The organism is Arsenophonus endosymbiont of Crataerina pallida, assembly GCF_964020125.1.
GTDB classification, from domain to species: domain Bacteria; phylum Pseudomonadota; class Gammaproteobacteria; order Enterobacterales; family Enterobacteriaceae; genus Arsenophonus; species Arsenophonus nilaparvatae.
The window spans coordinates 3,586,652-3,603,918 of record NZ_OZ026540.1; the positions used below are offsets into that span (position 1 = coordinate 3,586,652).

The following is a 17,267-nucleotide window of genomic DNA, read 5'->3' on the forward strand; positions in this document are numbered from 1 at the left end:
CGGTGCAGCCACGCCCTCTAAGGCGGGGTGGGTGCCAAGTAAGCCGTTAGCTGGCATTCGGGTAAGGAGATAAGTTAAAAGGTTTAAGTTGATGAATTTTGTGTGCCATGTCTTCAATAGCCTGGCGCAATAAATCTCGATCATGACGGTAACAGACATTTTGGTCAGCCAGTTTTCTTTGGAGCACGATTCGATCTGGTAGGCTTGATGTATCGGTTACTGGACCAGCGATAACCGCATCAATTTTCTGTTGGCCAATGTGTTTTTCAATCATTGCAATTTTTTCGGTTAGTTGCATATTGGCAGCGGGTTGGTTTAGTTCTTTACCAAGATTACCAATATAGATGATTGCTGCCCGGCATGCTTGTAATGCTTGCGTTAGGTCATTCATTAGAAATAAAGGCATCAGGCTGGTTAAAAAGCTACCTGGGCCAATGATGATCAAATCAGCATTATGGATAGCATCGAGAGCCTCTGGCGTGCAACTTACCTGAGGAGATAACATTAATTTTTGTGGTAGTGAGGTGAGTTGATCAACATTAACTTCGCCATAGATTTCATTGCCCATCAAATCGATTGCCAGTAAATCAGCTGGTTGCTCAGACATAGGAATAAGATGCGCCTTAACTTTTAATAGACTACGGATTAAGTTGATCGCATCTAACGGCCTAACACTGAGATGATCAAGCGATTTTAGCATTAAGTTACCCAGATTATGGCCACCAAGTTCACCGTTACCGGCAAAACGATATTCAAACATAGTTGATGCAATCGACGGTTCCGTAATTAATTGGTTTAAACAGTTGCGCGTATCTCCCCAGGCAATACCACCTTCAGAACGGCGAATTCGACCGGTAGAGCCACCATCATCGGTTGTAGTGACAATCCCTGTTAATTGAGAATTTAGAAAGGCAAGGGATGACATCACCCGACCCAAGCCATGACCACCACCCAGCGCGACAACTTGCCCTAGATTATTAAGAATACTGCGATTATGCATTACTTCCCCTATTTTATTATCTGCCTGATAGCGGTTTGACATAATTGATTATCAAATATCAAACCTTATTGAATTAACGTGATATTAAACAATAACTTTGTCATTCTTTTATATTACATTATTTTCCGCTAATTGATTAACTTGTTGAATTGCAACCTATAGATTTGAGTGCTTAATCGCTTTTTTAAATATTTAGCAATAAGATTTATAGCAATCATCACATTACGCTATTATTGTATGTGGTGTTATTAACTCCTAGCCTTTTTACCTAAGTTTGTGAACTTAACATTTAAATAGGGTATTAAGGCCGTGGCATTTATCAGCCACCAGGGTGCAAGGTAGAAATGCCTGCATCTCCCGTATTTGGAAAGGCGTTATTATGACTCAACTTATTGATACTTTTGCCCGTAAATTCTACTACTTAAGACTATCCATAACGGATGTATGTAATTTTCGCTGCACATATTGTTTACCTAATGGATATAAATCGAATGGTGATCAAGCCTTTTTATCGTTACAGGAAATTACTTTTCTGACTAAAGCTTTCGCTGAGCTTGGTACCGAAAAAATTTGCTTAACCGGCGGCGAACCCACCATGCGCCGTGATTTTATTGACATTATTGCTACCATCAAACAAAACCATGCGATCAAGAAAATTGCCCTAACTACTAATGGTTATCGGCTGGCCAAAAATGTTAGCCAGTGGAAAAATGCCGGTTTAACGGACATTAATGTCAGTGTTGATAGTCTTGATCCGCGACAGTTTTTAGCCATTACCGGGCAAGATAAATTTTTTCAAGTCATGGCCGGGATTGATGCTGCTTTAGAGGCAGGTTATGACAAAATAAAAGTCAATGTTGTGTTGATGAAAAACATCAATGACAGTAATTTAGCGAGTTTTATCAACTGGATCAAACTGCGGCCAATCCAACTACGATTTATTGAATTAATGGAAACTGGCGAGAGTGATAAAATATTTCGTCGTCACCATGTCTCAGGCGAAAAGATCCAGCGGCGGTTATTAGAGCAAAATTGGCAGCAAATACCACGCTGTCGTTCTGATGGACCGGCCCAGGTTTTTAAGCACCCTGATTACTATGGTGAAATTGGTTTAATCATGCCTTATGAGCAGAATTTTTGTCAAAGTTGTAATCGCTTACGGGTCTCTTCTATCGGTCATCTTCATCTCTGTCTGTTTGGCGAGCGCAGTATTATTTTACGCGATCTATTGGTTGATGCATCCCAATCTGAGGCATTAAAAGCACGTATTCGGGCAGAATTACAGTTAAAACGTGCAAGCCATTTTCTTCATCAAGGAGATAGTGGTATCACGTCAAATCTTTCAATTATTGGGGGATAAATGCGATTTTTAGCGATCTCAAGGAGCTTAAAATGTCTCAATTAACCCATATCAACTCAGCGGGGGAGGGCATATGGTGGATGTGGCTGCTAAAGCGGAAACCATACGTGAAGCGCGGGCTGAAGCATTTATAACAATGAAGGCTAAGACGCTTAATATGATTATCAATGGTAGTCATCATAAAGGTGATGTTTTTGCTACTGCGCGGATTGCTGGTATTCAGGCCGCCAAAAAGACGTGGGCTCTGATCCCGCTTTGCCATCCACTATTACTCAGTAAAGTGGAAGTTTTACTGGAAGCACAAACAAGCAATAATTGCATTCGAATTGAGTCATATTGTCGGTTATCCGGTAAAACTGGCGTTGAAATGGAAGCGTTGACCGCTGCATCAATTGCCGCATTAACCATTTATGACATGTGTAAAGCGGTGCAGAAAGATATGGTGATTAGTGCGGTTAGATTATTGGAAAAAACGGGTGGTAAATCCGGTGATTTTAAGGTAACACCATGATTAAAGTGCTTTTCTTTGCCCAAGTCCGTGAATTGACAAGCACTGATAGGTTAGAGTTAGAAAATCGTTATTCCACCGTGAAGAATTACGTGATGCATTAAGCCAACGTGGAGAGCGCTGGGCATTAGCACTAGATCACAAAAAACTGCTTTTTGCGGTCAATCATACCTTTGTACAATCAGATCATCCATTAACTGCTGGCGATGAAATCGCATTTTTTCCACAGGTAACGGGAGGATAAATGACAAATACACGATTGCTTATTCAACAAGCGAATTTTAATGTTGGTGAACAATATGAATGGTTAGCACAATGTTATGATGATGGTGCGGTGGTTATTTTCACTGGTAAAGTGCGTAATCACAACTTGGGTGATAGTATTAACACCCTCACTCTTGAACATTATCCAGTCATGACAGAGAAAGCGTTACAGGATATTGCCAATGAAGCGCGTGGTCGTTGGCAGTTGCAACGTATCTGTATTATTCATCGGATTGGTACTTTACAGCCGGGTGAGGAAATCGTGTTTGTGGGTGTTACTAGCGGTCATCGTAGTAGCGCTTTTTTAGCGGCAGAATTTATTATTGATTATATGAAAACAATAGCGCCATTTTGGAAAAAAGAGCATTTAGCGCAAGGACAAAACAGTCGTTGGGTTGAGGCCAGAGCGAGTGATCAAGCCGCATTTCAGCGTTGGTAACACAATTTTTATTGAATTTATTTCAATTTATTGAAATTTAGCTAAATAAAGTAAAAGTAATGTAAAACCTTCTCTTATTTGCGCATATCAAACCATGGTTTTAGCCAGAAATTATGATAGACTTAACTTAAGTTTACTGAGTTATTTAGTTTACTAAATAGCTTTATCTTTAACGCAAGTGATGAGGGTAATCATCATGGATCGATTTGAACATCAAAATGATTCGATCGTCCAGCGCGCTGGCGCAGGTATTCAAACCTATATGGCGCAAGTATACGGCTGGATGACGGTAGGTTTGTTATTAACTGCGTTTGTTGCTTGGTATGCGATTAATAATAGTAATATTATTATGTATCTGGTGACGCATAGTTGGGTATTGATAGGCCTCATTGTTGCTGAATTTGCATTAGTCATAGGATTATCATTTCTGTTGCCCAAATTGAGTGGCGCGCTGGCAACGGCCATGTTTATGCTCTACTCGGCGCTGACAGGCTTAACCATTTCTCTCGTATTAGTTGCCTACACTGGCGCTTCGGTTGCCAGCACCTTCTTTATCACTGCTGCTATGTTTGGGGCACTTAGTTTTTATGGTTATACAACCAAGCGTAGCTTAAGTGGTATGGGTAGTTTCTTATTTATGGCACTAATCGGGCTAATTATTGCTTCATTGGTCAATATTTGGCTGCAAAGTTCTGGCTTAACGTTGGTTATCACCTACGCCGGTGGATTAATTTTTGCAGGTTTGACGGCTTATGATACACAGAAACTGAAAGACATGGGCAGCCAAATTGATAGCCGTGATCAAGAAGGTATGCGTAAATACGCTATTCTTGGTGCATTGACACTCTATTTAGATTTTATTAACTTGTTCTTAATGATGTTACGTATTCTAGGCGATCGCCGTTAATTTAATCTGTTTGTTAAAAAAATCCTGCTGATAATGTTAGCGAGATTTTTTATTTTACCATTTAGGCAATTTTTCGGCGAAATAACCAATAAGCCAGGCTTGTGGTAAATAATGAAATAATCAGTAATGGCCACAAATTGTGCCATAGTACGGCCAAACCGGCATATTTTCTATAGGTGAGACGTAACCTGATAGCAATATTGACGGCATCATAAAGACAAACACACCAATAAACGCTTGTTGCTGAGTTGAGCATATAGCGGAGATCAATAAACCAAAACCCACTAATGACAAACCATAAATTGCCATCGTAGTATAAAAAATAAACAATGAACCGGAAAATGGAATTTTGTAACAGAAAATCCCGATAATCAGCACCAATGTTGCCTGAAAGGTAGCAATAAGTAATGCTGGCACTGCTTTACCGATAAAGATCTGCCAGGTAGTCAGGGGCGAAACCAGTAACTGATCCAGTGTGCCTTGTTCACGCTCACGGGCAATTGACAATGAAGTGACAACTAATACACCAATGGTAGTAATTAATGCTAGCAGGGATGGAATAATAAACCATTTGTAATCAAGATTAGGGTTATACCAATGACGAATGATTAATTCGCTATTATTATGCGCTATCTGCTGGTTTGTTAATTGTTGTTGATAATTTTCAATAACCTGACTAACTGTGTTAGCGGCGATTTGAGCACTATTAGAATTTCTACCATCAAGTATTAGTTGAACCGGCGTCGATTTTCTTTGTGCCAGTTGAGCACTAAAATTTTGCGGAAAATGTACCACTAAAAGTGCTATAGTTGATTTAAAAACAAAAAAACTTTTAATATCAATTACTTATAAAAATATAGCTCATTTAATATACACATTTACACGCAAAAACAAGCGATTTCACTCACTATAAATCAATGGGTTACAGCTTATAGTGAACTCTAATTTTAACTGAAATTTTAGTCTAAATTCACACTCATTTTCAATTCTAAAAACACCCTAACCATTATTTTATCAATAAAGAAATTTTTTTATGTCTGAAATTACTCACAATTGAAAATAGTCAATCACCTATTTGGGCTGACTTTCACCAAGTCACTTGTACCCACAACAACTAATAGTTAACAACTTCCTCCAACGCTGCTAATATCATGCCCCTTAAATGGGGCTAATTTGTTATTCGGGCTTCTTAGGCCAGTCAATCTCGGGTGCGGTGGCGGTATCAATATCATTGAGTTTTACGCTGTACATTTCCCAAGCCCGTAGCGCGGTTTTCTCGCTATTGGTGGCCATCCCTAATCGCACTTTACGCTCAAGCAAGGTAATTTTTGTTTCCGCTTCGTCGATTAAATGTAATTTTGTCTGATTTGCGGTGTTGATTTGGTCTGCTTTCATCGCCTGATTATCCGTTACCCATTTTTTGCCATCCCATTTATCGAATTTCGTTACCGGTGCTAACAAGGTGAAGCCGGTTTTTATCTCGCCGAGATAATCAACGGGATAGGAAGCACGATTATTGGTATCGTATACCGTCTTGCCGCGGTGGTCAGGAACATATAGCCACTGTTTACCATCAAGACTCCGGATAATGGCGATTTCGTCATTGTTCGGTATTTCTGGCGCATCCGTATAAGAACATTCTCCCACGCTGAGACCATCATGCAAAAATTCCATTGTTGCACCGATATATTCATGGGGTGCGTCCTTCATGCAAATAAACGTTTTTATCCAGCCTCGGTTTTTCGCGAAACCGTTTTCACCGATTTCGGTGGTTTTTATGTCTACACTGTATTTCATTATGCAGCCCTCACGATGTATAAAAATGCGACATTTCGCGGTCGGTTTTCGTTTGCGGTAGGAACGACCCGCGAAGCATTAAAAGACATGACGCTGCCCCAATCGTCATTTCGTCCATTACCGATATTACTGTTGTGATTGCTGTCTTTTCGGAATGCGCCATCACCCCCTGCAATCGGTGGTTCGGTTCCTCCATGTCTGGCATACCCAATGCGTCCGGTGATATTTCGAATAGCATCACCTTGATTACTTAATACTGTTCTGCCTGGGTCAACTCCTATGCCTAAATCCAGCCCGCGAATAAATTCACCGTACAAAATGGGCAATTTCCCAGAAGGGTAAGCTAATGCTAATTGGGGATACTTGGCTTTATCGAAGTTATTGCCATCGCAGACAAAATAACCGTTAGGGGGTGTCGCCTGGGGCCAAGGAATGGGCGCGCCGACCGGATAATTGTTAATCGCGTCCACATCAGACGTTAACGCAAGTTCACCGGATTTTTGCGGAAACAAAACCGTTGTTTTTGTGTTTGTATCATGCACCTGGGTTCTTTTTGAATTTTTGACATAAGCAAACTCAGCACCGTTAGAACCGTTTGTGCCACCCAAATTGAGAATCGCATCACCCATGGGCGATTCAACGTTCAATCTTCCTACCTTGAGGGGTTCTTTTGAGTCTTTCTTGGCAAAAGTGTCAGTAACTGCTTTTTGACTCATCGCCTCGGTTGTCGAATTGCCAGTTGTTTGTTTGACGGCGGAACTGTTGAGTTTGGTATTCAGTCCTTGGGTTAATTCTGTTTTGGTGGCGTAATCGCCTTTTGGCTGCTTGCCGTTTAATGCATCTGTCACCGATTTCTGGCTCATCACCTTATCAGTGGCACTACCTGTTTGCTGCACGATATTTGCGGACAAAATAGCGTCTTTTAGCGACTGCCATTGTGTTTTATCAGTTAAGGGATTTCCGGCGTTGTTTTCTGTCTTTGAGAGATAGATATTACCGTCAGACAGACATACCGCGCCTTTGTTGTAAATCTGCTTTTCGGCATATTCAGCAATGCCGTTTTGGTAAAGGTGGGTCACAAGGGAGCTAATCGTAAACCCCACGGCGTTAAAATCCTGCATCGTTGGCAATTCTGACACGGACACAATGCCCCAGCCACGCGCAAAATCGGCATTGAGGTTTTTCTCAAGATTGTCCGTGATTTCTTTTGAACCAAACGCGGTTCTTTCTTCCGTTTTGCTGCTGCCTGCAAACGGTTGAATATCAATGTTGGGTCTGTCAATTTTCAAAGTTATCTCCTGTTGTTCAAAAAGGTTTTCTTGGCAAAATAGCCAATTCTTGCTTCGGGATTAACGTCAAAACGGCTGTACCACGAAATGGCATTTTGATGCCCCTCAAATCCAAACGTGCCTTTGGGCTCTTGTGTGACGTAGTGAATCTGCACGCCTTGCGGACGAGGCAGTAAATCAAGCCTTAAGATGAATTCCAGCCACTCCCTGTCCGCTCTGGGCGTAATAACGATGGTGAGGCTCATGTTCTGGCGGTCAATCAAATAGCCTTCACCCTCCATCGCTGCATTGACGGCCTGTTGCAGTGACGATAGGCTCACATCCCCCGTTTGGGTGGCGGTGGCAAGGGCGGTATTTTTGATGATTTTGAGCTTAATCAGGCTGCGATATTGCTTATCGGGTAATTTGAGCGGTAAAAAATCCTGCGCAAAACGGGAGCGAAAACCCCCTTGTTTTTTCCCGCTTTTTTGACCAAACGGCAACGCTTTTGTGTGTTTTTCAAAACCAAAAAAGCCTTTGCGCTCACCGCTTGGCTGGAAGCGGCTGATACCGACCCAACTGCCGATGATATCCAGCTGGTCACCTTGCGCATTTTCAAGATTTAACGCTTCCCGAAAGTCATCAACGGTATCAAAACAATCTGCAAACCCATTAAAAAGGGCGGAAATCTCCGCCCTTGCCTTGGGTTTGGTGTAATACTGCTTAATCAACAGTTTTTGATATTCTTCTTCCAAATTCACGTGACCACCTCATTAACCGCGATGTTGTCACTGACGATGTTGAATTTTTCATCCACATTGGCTTTTAAAATCCCACTCGTCCACGTGTTGCCGTCTTTTGCTATTTGCAGGTCTGAAACATAGTAAGAGCGTGCAATCCCGTTCAAAATGCAGTAAAGCGCAGTCACCTTGACATTTTCGCCAATCCGATAAAGGGATTTAACCAGTTCGTCTTTAATCTCCTGTATCGGCACAGGCTCGTTGGCTTTTTCACGGGTGGCGGTCAGTTTGATTGAAATTTCGGTGATTTTTGGGCGGTCAAATCGGTACTCGTGCACCACCTCAAAAAACGTGCCGTCGGCTCTGGCTATCTTGTCAGTGTATTTGCCTGTGATAGTCCCTTTAAGTCCCGTGCCACCTGTTTTGTTGCGAGCGATGCAATCAACGATCGCCTGATTTTCGCCGCCTTCAACAATCACCCAGATTGCATGGGGCGGAATATTCAGCGCGTCAGTCTCATTGGTGGTGTTTTCGTACACCACTGCATCGGTCACGTCTTTGACCAGATTTAACCGAGCAGCAATGCCACCTATCGTGCTTTGACTGGCATTTTCAAAGGTTTTTAACCGTCTGCGTCGTAACTCACTATCGCTTTCATTTTCCTTGCGTAGCAGCCCGTTAATTCTGGCTAAATAATCAAGGTGGAGCCCTTCGGCTTGCTCAGGCTTTAAGTTTTGATAGAGCTTTTTTACCAGTACCAGACATTCGTGGGCAATCCGGCTATAAATAGCAATGCGTTGCCCGTCAGGAGTATCTTGTGAGAGATTGATGTCACTGCCGTAAATTGCTTTAAACTCACCAATCAACGTTTCAATCAGTTCCGGCAACGTTGCAATCGTGATGCCGTTCTCATCAAGTTTGATATTCACTGCCTGACCTCCTGATTTAGAGTGCGTGTTCGGTTAAACACATCGGTATAATCTATCTCAATATGCGCTGTGAAGTCGTTAACGGTAATGTTGAGTTTATCAACACGCACGACGCCCTCCGTACCCAATGCTACCTTGTAGATTTCACGGCGCAGCGTTTCGCCTGTGCCCCGACTGCCTAGCAGTTGCAGCCAATCCAAGCCAAACTCAACATCCAGCCACCAATCAGACTTGAAGCATTGCAAACGGGTTTTGATATTCTGATGAATCGCCTCGCTGTCAATCAGGTAATCATCAAACGAGTGACCAAATCGCCAATCGTTGTGTTCGGTCAACTGGCTGGTTTTCATAAAAATCACCTTGGGGTTATTTTGGTTTTCCGGTGCTGTCATTGCCTGTTTCTACGCCTCCGTGCGTATGATTGCCGACATCAATATTGCCGACTGTTAACGATTGCTGTGCGGTGATTTGTGGGGCAGCGATAGTGCCTTTGACATCAAGGTTGCCGTCAATCGTGACGTTGAGTTTGACGTGAATATTATGAGTAAAAACGTGGTCACCCACAGTTGTCGCCACCTTCGGTATCACAAATGCCCCGTCACGATTGCAAAGTCCAAAAAGGGCGACACAATCGCTATAATCATGCAACCTGTTTTCTGCTCCTCGCACGTTGTCGTTGCCTATCCACCAATTATCAATGCAGCTATCAAAGGTCAGCAAAATGCAGTAATCGCCCACGGCTACGGGATAGGCGGTGTAGCTTCCGCCACCTTGTGACCAAGAGACAGGCACATTGGGGAAAACCGGAAATTCGATAGCGTGAATTTCATCATTAATCACGACGTTTTTTAAGGTGACAGGCTGGCAATCAATTGTGGTTTGGTTCACTTTGACCACTTTGGCAATCAAGGCACAGCCAATCTCAGATTTGATATGATTGGCAATGGTTTTCATCAGTTCGATATTCACGCCTTGCTCTCCTTCACTACCGCATAGTTTTTTTCCTGCTGGCATTTGCACGTCATCGACCACTCGCCTGTATCGCTTTCGCCTGCGTAGTCAATCGCACAAATGCGATAAACGCCGTTAAGATGTGGGGCAACCTTGCTGTCAATTGTCACCTGATAGCCAATTGACACATTGGGATTGAGGACGCTTTTAAATATCAGCACGTTTTTGTCATCGAGCGTGGGTGTTTCCATCAATCCGGTACTCACACTGATTAACTCCGCTTTCCCATTTTGCACCTCATTTCTTTTGAGAAGATGCAACTGTCCGTTGTCGATATAGAGTTGTTCTTTTTCGTCTTTGAGCTTGCGTAATTCATCAAACGAAAAGCCAGCCATGATTTTTGGGCGACTTAACGGGGATTGCGCGGTGACTTTGCCTTTTTTCACGCCTGTCATCGTGTTCACCGCTTCATTAACCGCCTCAGATTTTGAAGTTACCGCTTTGCTAATTGTTGCCGTACGAAAAGCAAAACCGCCATCGGAAATTTCCAACGTTGTGACTATCTCAGTGCCTTGTTTTGACAAGGTTATGTTGGTCACCGAACCGGAAAACAGGAGCTTCAAACCTGTTGTCACGTAACCTACGGAAAGTTGGGCTGCAATATGCTGTTTTCGGTATTGAAAATCAGCCAGCGAATGACGACGGGACGGCGACAGATTAAACAACGAAATTAGCCCAATATTGGGGCGGTCACGGGTTAAATCCTTTGAAAAGGAAAAAGCGATTTTAAACGGCGGTACCATCTTTATCGCTTTTTTGCCCTCACCAATCAACAACTCGAAATCACGGAAAAACGGCGTTTGACGGTTCAATAGACGGCCTCCTTTTCATCTTCACCAACCAGTAGATAGAGATTGACCCTGCTACTTGAAAAATCATCAAACAAAGAAGGCTCAATATCGGGATTGTCACGTGCGATAGCCACTATCGTAAACGGTAATCGGCTATCGTGTAGCAGCGGTACGCCGAGTGAAACAGCGACCCCGTTAATCGTGATATTCTGATAGCCAATATCCATGCTCCACGCTGAAATACTCGGGTAAAACGTTAACGTCAGTTCAATATCATCAATGTCGGTTAACAGCGTGTGCGTCTGGATGGGATCGCTTGATAGGTTTTCAATCTGGTACATTCCGTCAACCTCCAAATAATGTTTTTAACGCGCTTTTTTGTGGCGTTTGGCTGCCTTTGTTTTTTGCCCCACTCATTTGTGCGGCACCCGTTTTGCTCATCCCCGCTGCGGATTTGTTGGCAACAGGGGTGATGTTCACCTGCTCAAAGGTGACAAAGCGCACTTGCTTGAGCGTTAATGTGAAAAGCAAAAAGCTATCTTCATTGCTTTGCGACGTGGCGAAACTCTCTAGTGCCATGTTATCCAGCACCTGATAGCCCATATCGACGCTAATTAATTCCCGATTTTCAAAAATGCCCGTGAACGTATCGACAAACTGTTGAGCAATGCCGTTGCCGGATTTGCTGCCCGTCACCGTATGGTAAATTCCCTGCGCCGTGTTTTCGACTTGCGCTTTTAAATCCAGAATTTGCTGCGCTTTGCTGTTCATTTCGTTGATTTTTTGCCTGACTGCCTGTGTCCGATTGCCTACATAGCTATCAATAAAACCAATTTGCCGATTAAAAGACTCAAATACGGTATTCTCGGCACCTAAACGTAAAAACGAATCGGAAATCACGCCGCCTATCGAAATTTGCACCGGACTAGGATTAATGTGATCGGCAATCACAACCCCCGTTTCCAGCGGAATATCGGTGACGGTAGCACTTCGTTGCGTGGTTTTGTCCGTCCAGACATAGGCGGTAAATCCTGCGATACCAATTTTTTGCGTGGGCGTATTTGATATGTGATTGGAGATCACTTGCGACAGAAAACTCAAAATTGCCCTCCTCGTACCAACTGGTCTTGGCTTAGCATGGGGATATTGTTATGAACTTCTCTACCAATCTGTTGACCGATTGCCTTGTTACCCCCTGCCACATTCACATTGATGTTGTTGGTCTGTGAGGCCGCATTACTGATAACTTTCTGGCTGTTTGTTGAGATGTGATTAATCGTCTGGCTGGCTTGTTGCAGCCTGTCATTGGCGAATTCCACGTTTTTGGTGGCGTTGTCGAGTTCCTTATCGGAATCAGAGAAAATACTTTTGATCGCATTCCACGTCCCTGTGAAGATTTTCTTCACGCCGTCCGCCACTTTTTTGAATTTGTCGCTGATGATGTTGCCGATATCACCAAAATTACCCGAAAAAAGCGCTTTAACAATCTTAAGCGGCGCCGTGAATATCGTTTCAAGGATCTCACACACGGCGTGCAAACTGGCGGTCATCTCCTCGGTAGTTTCCGCGATACCGCCCGTGAAAAGGCCTTTGATCCATTCCCACGCAGTGACAAACGGCGCTTTGATATCTTCCCACATCTGAATGAAAAACTGCGTGACCGCGTCACAGGCTTCGTTAAAGGTTTTCTCACACCAATTGCCAATCGCGGAAAATTTTTCACTGAACCAATTGACCAACGGTGAAAATATCGCTTTCAAATCCGCCCAAAATTGCACAAACGACTGTTTTACCATGGCAATCACCGTATCCCAGTCAGCAGTGAACAACGCCGTCAGGAAATTGGATAAATCGGTGAAATCTTTAATGATGCGATCCCACATGGCAGAAAAATAACCAATGACCGTATCAATCATTTTTCGCATATCATCGGGGAATATTCCCCAATCTTCCATCCACTTGCCAAACACACTTTTTCCGCCGCTCATCCAGACGTACAGGTCTTCAATGACGGCGATAATGCCGATAATGAGCACGGTAACGCCAAAGAGAATAGGATTAGCGAGAATAGCTGCGCCAATCGCTTTTATGCCTGCCGTGATAAGCGGAAACACTTTCACCAGTGCCAAGGCTGCCGGAACCAGCAGCCAAAAGCCGTTGGTGGTTTTGTTGAGAAAATTAATCAGCTTGGCAAATGCACCGATAACGCGCGCGATAAAACCAATCACGGGCTGCAAACCTTTCAACACAAAATTGAAAATCGGCGCAAGGGTGGCAAAGACTTTTTCTGCAATTTGTTGCAGTTGCAGCAATACACTGGCAAACGTGCGCCGGAAAATTCCCGCTTGCTCCAAATCGTCTTGCGTCAATGCACGACCTTCTGCTACTTTTTTCTCAAGCGCTGTCCACTCTTCACGGGTTTTGCCGATAGCATCAACTATCTCATAGGAAAGTCCAACCTGTTCAGCAAGCGCGTTTCTTGCGCCCTTGTCCTGTATGTTGTTTAGAGCGCGGCCCGTTTCACGCAACAGGACGCTGGTATCCCTGATTTTGCCGTTATTGTCTTTAAAGGCAATGCCGAGCTTCTTAAACACTTGGCTTGCGGTGTCACCGTCACTATTGAGCGACCGTTGAAATTCTTTTACCCCATCCGATAATTCATCAAAGCTCACACCTACCGTTTGCGCGCCTTCTCTTAACACCTGAAAACTTTTTGCGTCAATACCTGTTTGTCGAACCGCTTTATTAAAGCTATTAATGTGCTCACCTGCGCTCATAATCGCACTAATCGTGAAGGCTCCAGTGATAATGCCTTTAAACTCGCTGAGTTTTTCGCCCAATTTGCCCAATTTGCTTTCGGTTTTTTTCGCCTCTTTGCCGAGTTCATCCACAGAATCTGAGGCTTTGTGAACGTCTTTTGCGGTGCTGGTGCTTTTCGTCCCCAACTGGTCAACTTTTGCCGTGACGGTGGTGAATTTCCCTGTTACACCGCCTAGTTGTTGCGATAATTTGTCAAGTGCAGCAATTAACTCATCAATCACGCCAGCATTAGCATTAACGCCAATATCCAGACTTAACTTTTCTTCACTCATCCATCACCCCTTTTGCTTCGCTTCGTCATGCTGTTTCCACTCTATCGCCCCTGTGATAAAGGCATGTTCGGCGGTTTTCAAGTAAAAGAACACGTCGTCATCGCGCAACGCCAGAAGCTCACCCACCGAACCGTAACCTGCTTTCACAAGCGAAAAAAGCAGTTTGTCATGCTCGGTGAGTGAGGATTTTCTGACGTACTGTCGCCAGCTGTTGGGATAACGCGGCGTAAAGGTCAGCTCGCCGTTAATGCCGATAAAAAAGGGGCGGCATAGAGGTGAAGCACCGTTAACGTTAAGGGAATGAAAAGCTCAGGTTTTTCATCAAAAAAGTTCGGCAATTTGGTAATACTCATGCCGTCGTGGGTGATTTGGTTAAAAAGCTGTCTCAGATTGCCGTCACTGTGACTTGAGAGTGTCGCGGCAATCCGTTTTGACTGCCCTAAATCTTCGACAATTTCCAGCGCCTTTAACCGCAAATGATGATTGAAATTGCCAATCTGAAATTCGTTACCTTGCACCTTGAACGTTTTGTTTTTGGTGATATCGACAATATCATCCTGCGATAGCCCTGTCAGGCTACCTAATCCTTGTTCTGTCATGATTTGTTCTCGTTAAATTGAGCGGGTGAAATCCCGAAATTGCAGTTTGTAGGTCATTTCAGCATTGTGATCTGTATTGGCAAAGGTAAATTGCGGCTGGTCAGTGATACTCCCACCTGTAAACGTAAATGTTTCAGTTTTGGCTTTGCCGTCGAGCTTGTACAGCGTGCTCACCGAGGCATTGAGCAACGTCACTTCACCACTGCCTTGTAGCGTCGATAACCAGACATCATCCGCACTGCCTCTTAAAATATGAAACTCAAGCTCGGAAACTTTGGCATCCGTGCGCTTTGCCACACTGACCGAACCACCGGAACCGTTAAAACGGCTGGTATCGGGATTGGGGAAGGTGATTTGCACAGTGGTGCCAGCAATGAAATCACTCAGGATGCGTCCGCCTAGAATGACGGTTGTTGCATCCACATCATAGGAAATTTGCGCCATTTTTCGCCTCTAGTAGTTGAAATTAATGATGATGTCCGCCCGATGAAATGCCCCTGCATTTTTCACTGCTTGCTGGATAGTGGGCGATTTTCGGTTTGTGCGGTCAACCTGTGATTGTTCTGCCAACAGATTGGCATAGGTGAAATACCCTTTGCTCTCAATTGACCGCTTAAACTGTTCAACATCGCCGAAGGTATCGGGTGATGTCCATTTTCCGGCAGCAAACACGCTAGCTCTCACAAAGCGCGCGGCCACCTGATTGATGCAATCAACGAGCAAATCGACACCTTTTTCCGTTTGCGGTATTTTGGTAGCAGTAGATTTCATCAAATTAAAGGTATCAACCTGTACCTGATTGACATACGCTTTCAGGTTATAGACATTATCGACAAATTCATTGGCATTTGAGCACATCACCACCGGACGGTCTTTAATTAACGTGTAAATATCGATACCCACGGATGAAGCGCTGTCTACCTCGGTTTGGGTATAACTTTCTGGCTCACAGGCCAATTCTTTCAAATGAATGGTCATCGCACTGTTTTCAGCGCTGAAATCGACCACATGCACCCTTGCCATGTAGGAAACCGCCAAGGCTTTCTGATTGCGCTTTGAAAAAAGCAGCCGGAAATATTCCTGACCTTTTTTACTCACTTGCCACGCCAAGCCTTTTGTCGTGAGATTATCAGGATGTGAAACGACTTGATAACCCAATATCTTGTTGGCTTGACTGTAGTTAGCCAGTTTTAAAATCTGGTCATTGGTCAATTCATCGATGAAACAATACCCACAACCCGAAGACGCTGCCACCACATCAGCAATCGCCTCTTCCGGTGATTGTGCGGGCAAGGTTTGAGATGGTGTCGCTTTGGTTAACACAGCGCTATCACCCAGCCCTAGCAGATTACCAATAAATGTCCCTGTTCCCACCTCGCTGGCTTTGGCTAATCCCTTTCCTGACACCACGAAACGCTTGTCTTGGTGAGTAAATGTGGATTTTCCGGTTGTAGGTACATTGCTGTCGTTGGGCTGATTTTCAGCAGACGGGTAGCCGTCTGGCAACGACCGATTGAGGGTATCAATCACATCACCAAACGTGACTGCATCACCAAAATTGAGATTTTCGAGCGTCAATTCTCCTAGCGTCATACTGCCGTCTTCGATTTGACGCAGCGCTTTAAGTGATTCGTTACTGTCAATCACTGAGCCTGTCAGCGTGTCAAATGCCACCGCTGGCAACGTTAAATCGGTTTTTCGCCAATGCCCAATGATAAGACTGCCACCGGAGCCTATCGGATTGGGGGACGTACCAAAAAAGGCGGTGGCCATCTGGTAGGTTTTCGAGGTAATACTAAAATCGGCTTTCACACCTGCGATATTTTTGTAGGTAGCGTAAATTGTTTTACCGTCAAAAATCGTGCCCGTTTCACTGGTCATCATGATGACGTGGTTGATGTTGTCGTAATTTGCCCCTCGTTGCTCTTTGAGTAGCTGAACATTGACAACATTTTCAATATCTATGCCAAGATTATTGCTCATGTTGTAAACCTTTTTCGTTGGAAAGTTGGAAAGTAAGATGGTTAATTGATGGGGTTAAGACGTTGAGGTAATCCGCCACATAGGCGTTAATCGAAAACATCACCCGCTCTCGATACTGGCTACCTGTCGCAAAGTGCAAATCACGCACGCCCGTTGGCGCAGATAAGCTAATCGTGTGTTTCCACTGTTGCTCAAAGCCTTTTTGCGTTCGTAGTAACCGCAGTAGAATTTGCGCCCGTTGCAAGGCCTGCTTTCCCCAGACATTCACGTCAAAGAGGATTTTCTCAAACTGGCTGTATTCCATCACCTCAACGTTTCGTCGATATGTTTCGCTAAAGCCTTTCACTTCACTGTTGCCAGATTGCTCAATACTGATAACAGGTGCGTTGAAATCCTGATTAGCCAGATTTTCACGTCCGATAAATATCGTGTTTTCGGCAATCTCTAGCGTATCTCGAATTACCATTGCCAACCGTTGGATCGGTGGCTGGTAGTTTTTGTGTTGTAAATCAACTTGATTAACTGACATATCTCCTCGCAAAAATAACCACAATAACCCTAAAAGTTGACATTAAATAA

The 17,267-nt window shown here is 43.9% G+C and carries 18 protein-coding genes, 5 pseudogenes and 1 riboswitch; of the genes and pseudogenes, 5 read left to right on the plus strand and 18 right to left on the minus strand.

Annotated features, from left to right (window positions below; genetic code table 11):
- Window positions 1-46: 46 nt before the first annotated feature.
- Window positions 47-1,000, minus strand: coding sequence for a uridine diphosphate-N-acetylglucosamine-binding protein YvcK (locus tag AACL31_RS19190; RefSeq protein ID WP_310512174.1), 954 nt, complete (start codon window positions 998-1,000; stop codon window positions 47-49).
- Between the two features lie 240 nt (window positions 1,001-1,240).
- Window positions 1,241-1,390: riboswitch (molybdenum cofactor riboswitch) on the plus strand.
- Between AACL31_RS19190 and moaA the strand changes: the two genes are divergently transcribed.
- From moaA to AACL31_RS19215, 5 genes and pseudogenes are all read left to right on the plus strand, one after another.
- A complete protein-coding gene (gene moaA, locus AACL31_RS19195; RefSeq protein WP_310512175.1) occupies window positions 1,380-2,360 on the plus strand; it encodes a GTP 3',8-cyclase MoaA in 981 nt (326 codons plus the stop codon). Its footprint overlaps the riboswitch before it by 11 nt.
- 32 nt (window positions 2,361-2,392) lie before the next feature.
- Window positions 2,393-2,871, plus strand: a pseudogene (moaC, locus tag AACL31_RS19200) (cyclic pyranopterin monophosphate synthase MoaC).
- A pseudogene (gene moaD, locus AACL31_RS19205) lies at window positions 2,868-3,112 on the plus strand (molybdopterin synthase sulfur carrier subunit). Before moaC ends, moaD begins: the two co-directional pseudogenes overlap by 4 nt.
- Window positions 3,113-3,571, plus strand: coding sequence for a molybdopterin synthase catalytic subunit MoaE (gene moaE / locus AACL31_RS19210; protein ID WP_310512176.1), 459 nt, complete (start codon window positions 3,113-3,115; stop codon window positions 3,569-3,571). It begins immediately after the preceding pseudogene.
- Window positions 3,572-3,767: 196 nt separating this feature from the next.
- Window positions 3,768-4,478: a Bax inhibitor-1/YccA family protein gene (locus AACL31_RS19215; RefSeq protein WP_310512177.1), complete on the plus strand. Its 711-nt coding sequence runs from the start codon at window positions 3,768-3,770 to the stop codon at window positions 4,476-4,478.
- 61 nt (window positions 4,479-4,539) lie between these two features.
- On the opposite strand, the pseudogene AACL31_RS19220 reads toward AACL31_RS19215, so the two are convergent.
- The 17 genes and pseudogenes from AACL31_RS19220 to AACL31_RS19295 form a co-directional block, all read right to left on the minus strand.
- Window positions 4,540-5,282, minus strand: a pseudogene (locus AACL31_RS19220) (ABC transporter permease); the annotation flags it as partial.
- Window positions 5,283-5,654: 372 nt separating this feature from the next.
- Window positions 5,655-6,275, minus strand: coding sequence for a tail fiber assembly protein (locus tag AACL31_RS19225; RefSeq protein WP_339053536.1), 621 nt, complete (start codon window positions 6,273-6,275; stop codon window positions 5,655-5,657).
- A pseudogene (locus AACL31_RS21190) lies at window positions 6,275-6,358 on the minus strand (phage tail protein); the annotation flags it as partial. The gene AACL31_RS19225 and the pseudogene AACL31_RS21190, both read right to left, overlap by 1 nt.
- A gap of 126 nt (window positions 6,359-6,484) precedes the next feature.
- Window positions 6,485-6,724: pseudogene (locus AACL31_RS21195) on the minus strand (phage tail protein); the annotation flags it as partial.
- 842 nt (window positions 6,725-7,566) lie between these two features.
- Entirely contained in the window at window positions 7,567-8,298 is a 732-nt protein-coding gene (locus AACL31_RS19235) for a DUF2612 domain-containing protein (RefSeq protein ID WP_339053538.1), read from the minus strand.
- 2 nt (window positions 8,299-8,300) lie between these two features.
- Window positions 8,301-9,212: a hypothetical protein gene (locus AACL31_RS19240; protein ID WP_310513384.1), complete on the minus strand. Its 912-nt coding sequence runs from the start codon at window positions 9,210-9,212 to the stop codon at window positions 8,301-8,303.
- Window positions 9,209-9,547, minus strand: coding sequence for a hypothetical protein (locus tag AACL31_RS19245; RefSeq protein WP_339053539.1), 339 nt, complete (start codon window positions 9,545-9,547; stop codon window positions 9,209-9,211). Before AACL31_RS19245 ends, AACL31_RS19240 begins: the two co-directional genes overlap by 4 nt.
- Window positions 9,548-9,578: 31 nt before the next feature.
- On the minus strand, window positions 9,579-10,226 hold the full coding sequence (locus tag AACL31_RS19250) for a Gp138 family membrane-puncturing spike protein (RefSeq protein ID WP_339053994.1): 648 nt from the start codon (window positions 10,224-10,226) through the stop codon (window positions 9,579-9,581).
- Complete coding sequence (locus AACL31_RS19255) at window positions 10,178-11,035, minus strand: baseplate hub protein (protein WP_310513387.1); 858 nt, start codon at window positions 11,033-11,035, stop codon at window positions 10,178-10,180. Before AACL31_RS19255 ends, AACL31_RS19250 begins: the two co-directional genes overlap by 49 nt.
- Complete coding sequence (locus tag AACL31_RS19260; protein WP_310513388.1) at window positions 11,032-11,355, minus strand: phage baseplate plug family protein; 324 nt, start codon at window positions 11,353-11,355, stop codon at window positions 11,032-11,034. Before AACL31_RS19260 ends, AACL31_RS19255 begins: the two co-directional genes overlap by 4 nt.
- A 4-nt stretch (window positions 11,356-11,359) precedes the next feature.
- Complete coding sequence (locus AACL31_RS19265) at window positions 11,360-12,115, minus strand: phage baseplate protein (RefSeq protein ID WP_310513389.1); 756 nt, start codon at window positions 12,113-12,115, stop codon at window positions 11,360-11,362.
- The gene (locus AACL31_RS19270) at window positions 12,112-14,106 is read right to left on the minus strand and encodes a hypothetical protein (RefSeq protein ID WP_339053540.1); all 1,995 of its coding nucleotides are present in this window, start codon (window positions 14,104-14,106) and stop codon (window positions 12,112-12,114) included. Before AACL31_RS19270 ends, AACL31_RS19265 begins: the two co-directional genes overlap by 4 nt.
- 3 nt (window positions 14,107-14,109) lie before the next feature.
- The gene (locus AACL31_RS19275; RefSeq protein WP_310513391.1) at window positions 14,110-14,232 is read right to left on the minus strand and encodes a hypothetical protein; all 123 of its coding nucleotides are present in this window, start codon (window positions 14,230-14,232) and stop codon (window positions 14,110-14,112) included.
- Between the two features lie 107 nt (window positions 14,233-14,339).
- Window positions 14,340-14,705: a hypothetical protein gene (locus AACL31_RS19280; RefSeq protein ID WP_310513392.1), complete on the minus strand. Its 366-nt coding sequence runs from the start codon at window positions 14,703-14,705 to the stop codon at window positions 14,340-14,342.
- 12 nt (window positions 14,706-14,717) lie between these two features.
- Entirely contained in the window at window positions 14,718-15,149 is a 432-nt protein-coding gene (locus AACL31_RS19285) for a hypothetical protein (protein ID WP_310513393.1), read from the minus strand.
- 9 nt (window positions 15,150-15,158) lie between these two features.
- Window positions 15,159-16,688, minus strand: a complete 1,530-nt coding sequence (locus tag AACL31_RS19290; protein WP_339053541.1) for a DUF3383 family protein — start codon at window positions 16,686-16,688, stop codon at window positions 15,159-15,161.
- Window positions 16,678-17,217, minus strand: coding sequence for a phage neck terminator protein (locus AACL31_RS19295; protein WP_310513395.1), 540 nt, complete (start codon window positions 17,215-17,217; stop codon window positions 16,678-16,680). Before AACL31_RS19295 ends, AACL31_RS19290 begins: the two co-directional genes overlap by 11 nt.
- Between the last annotated feature and the right edge of the window lie 50 nt (window positions 17,218-17,267).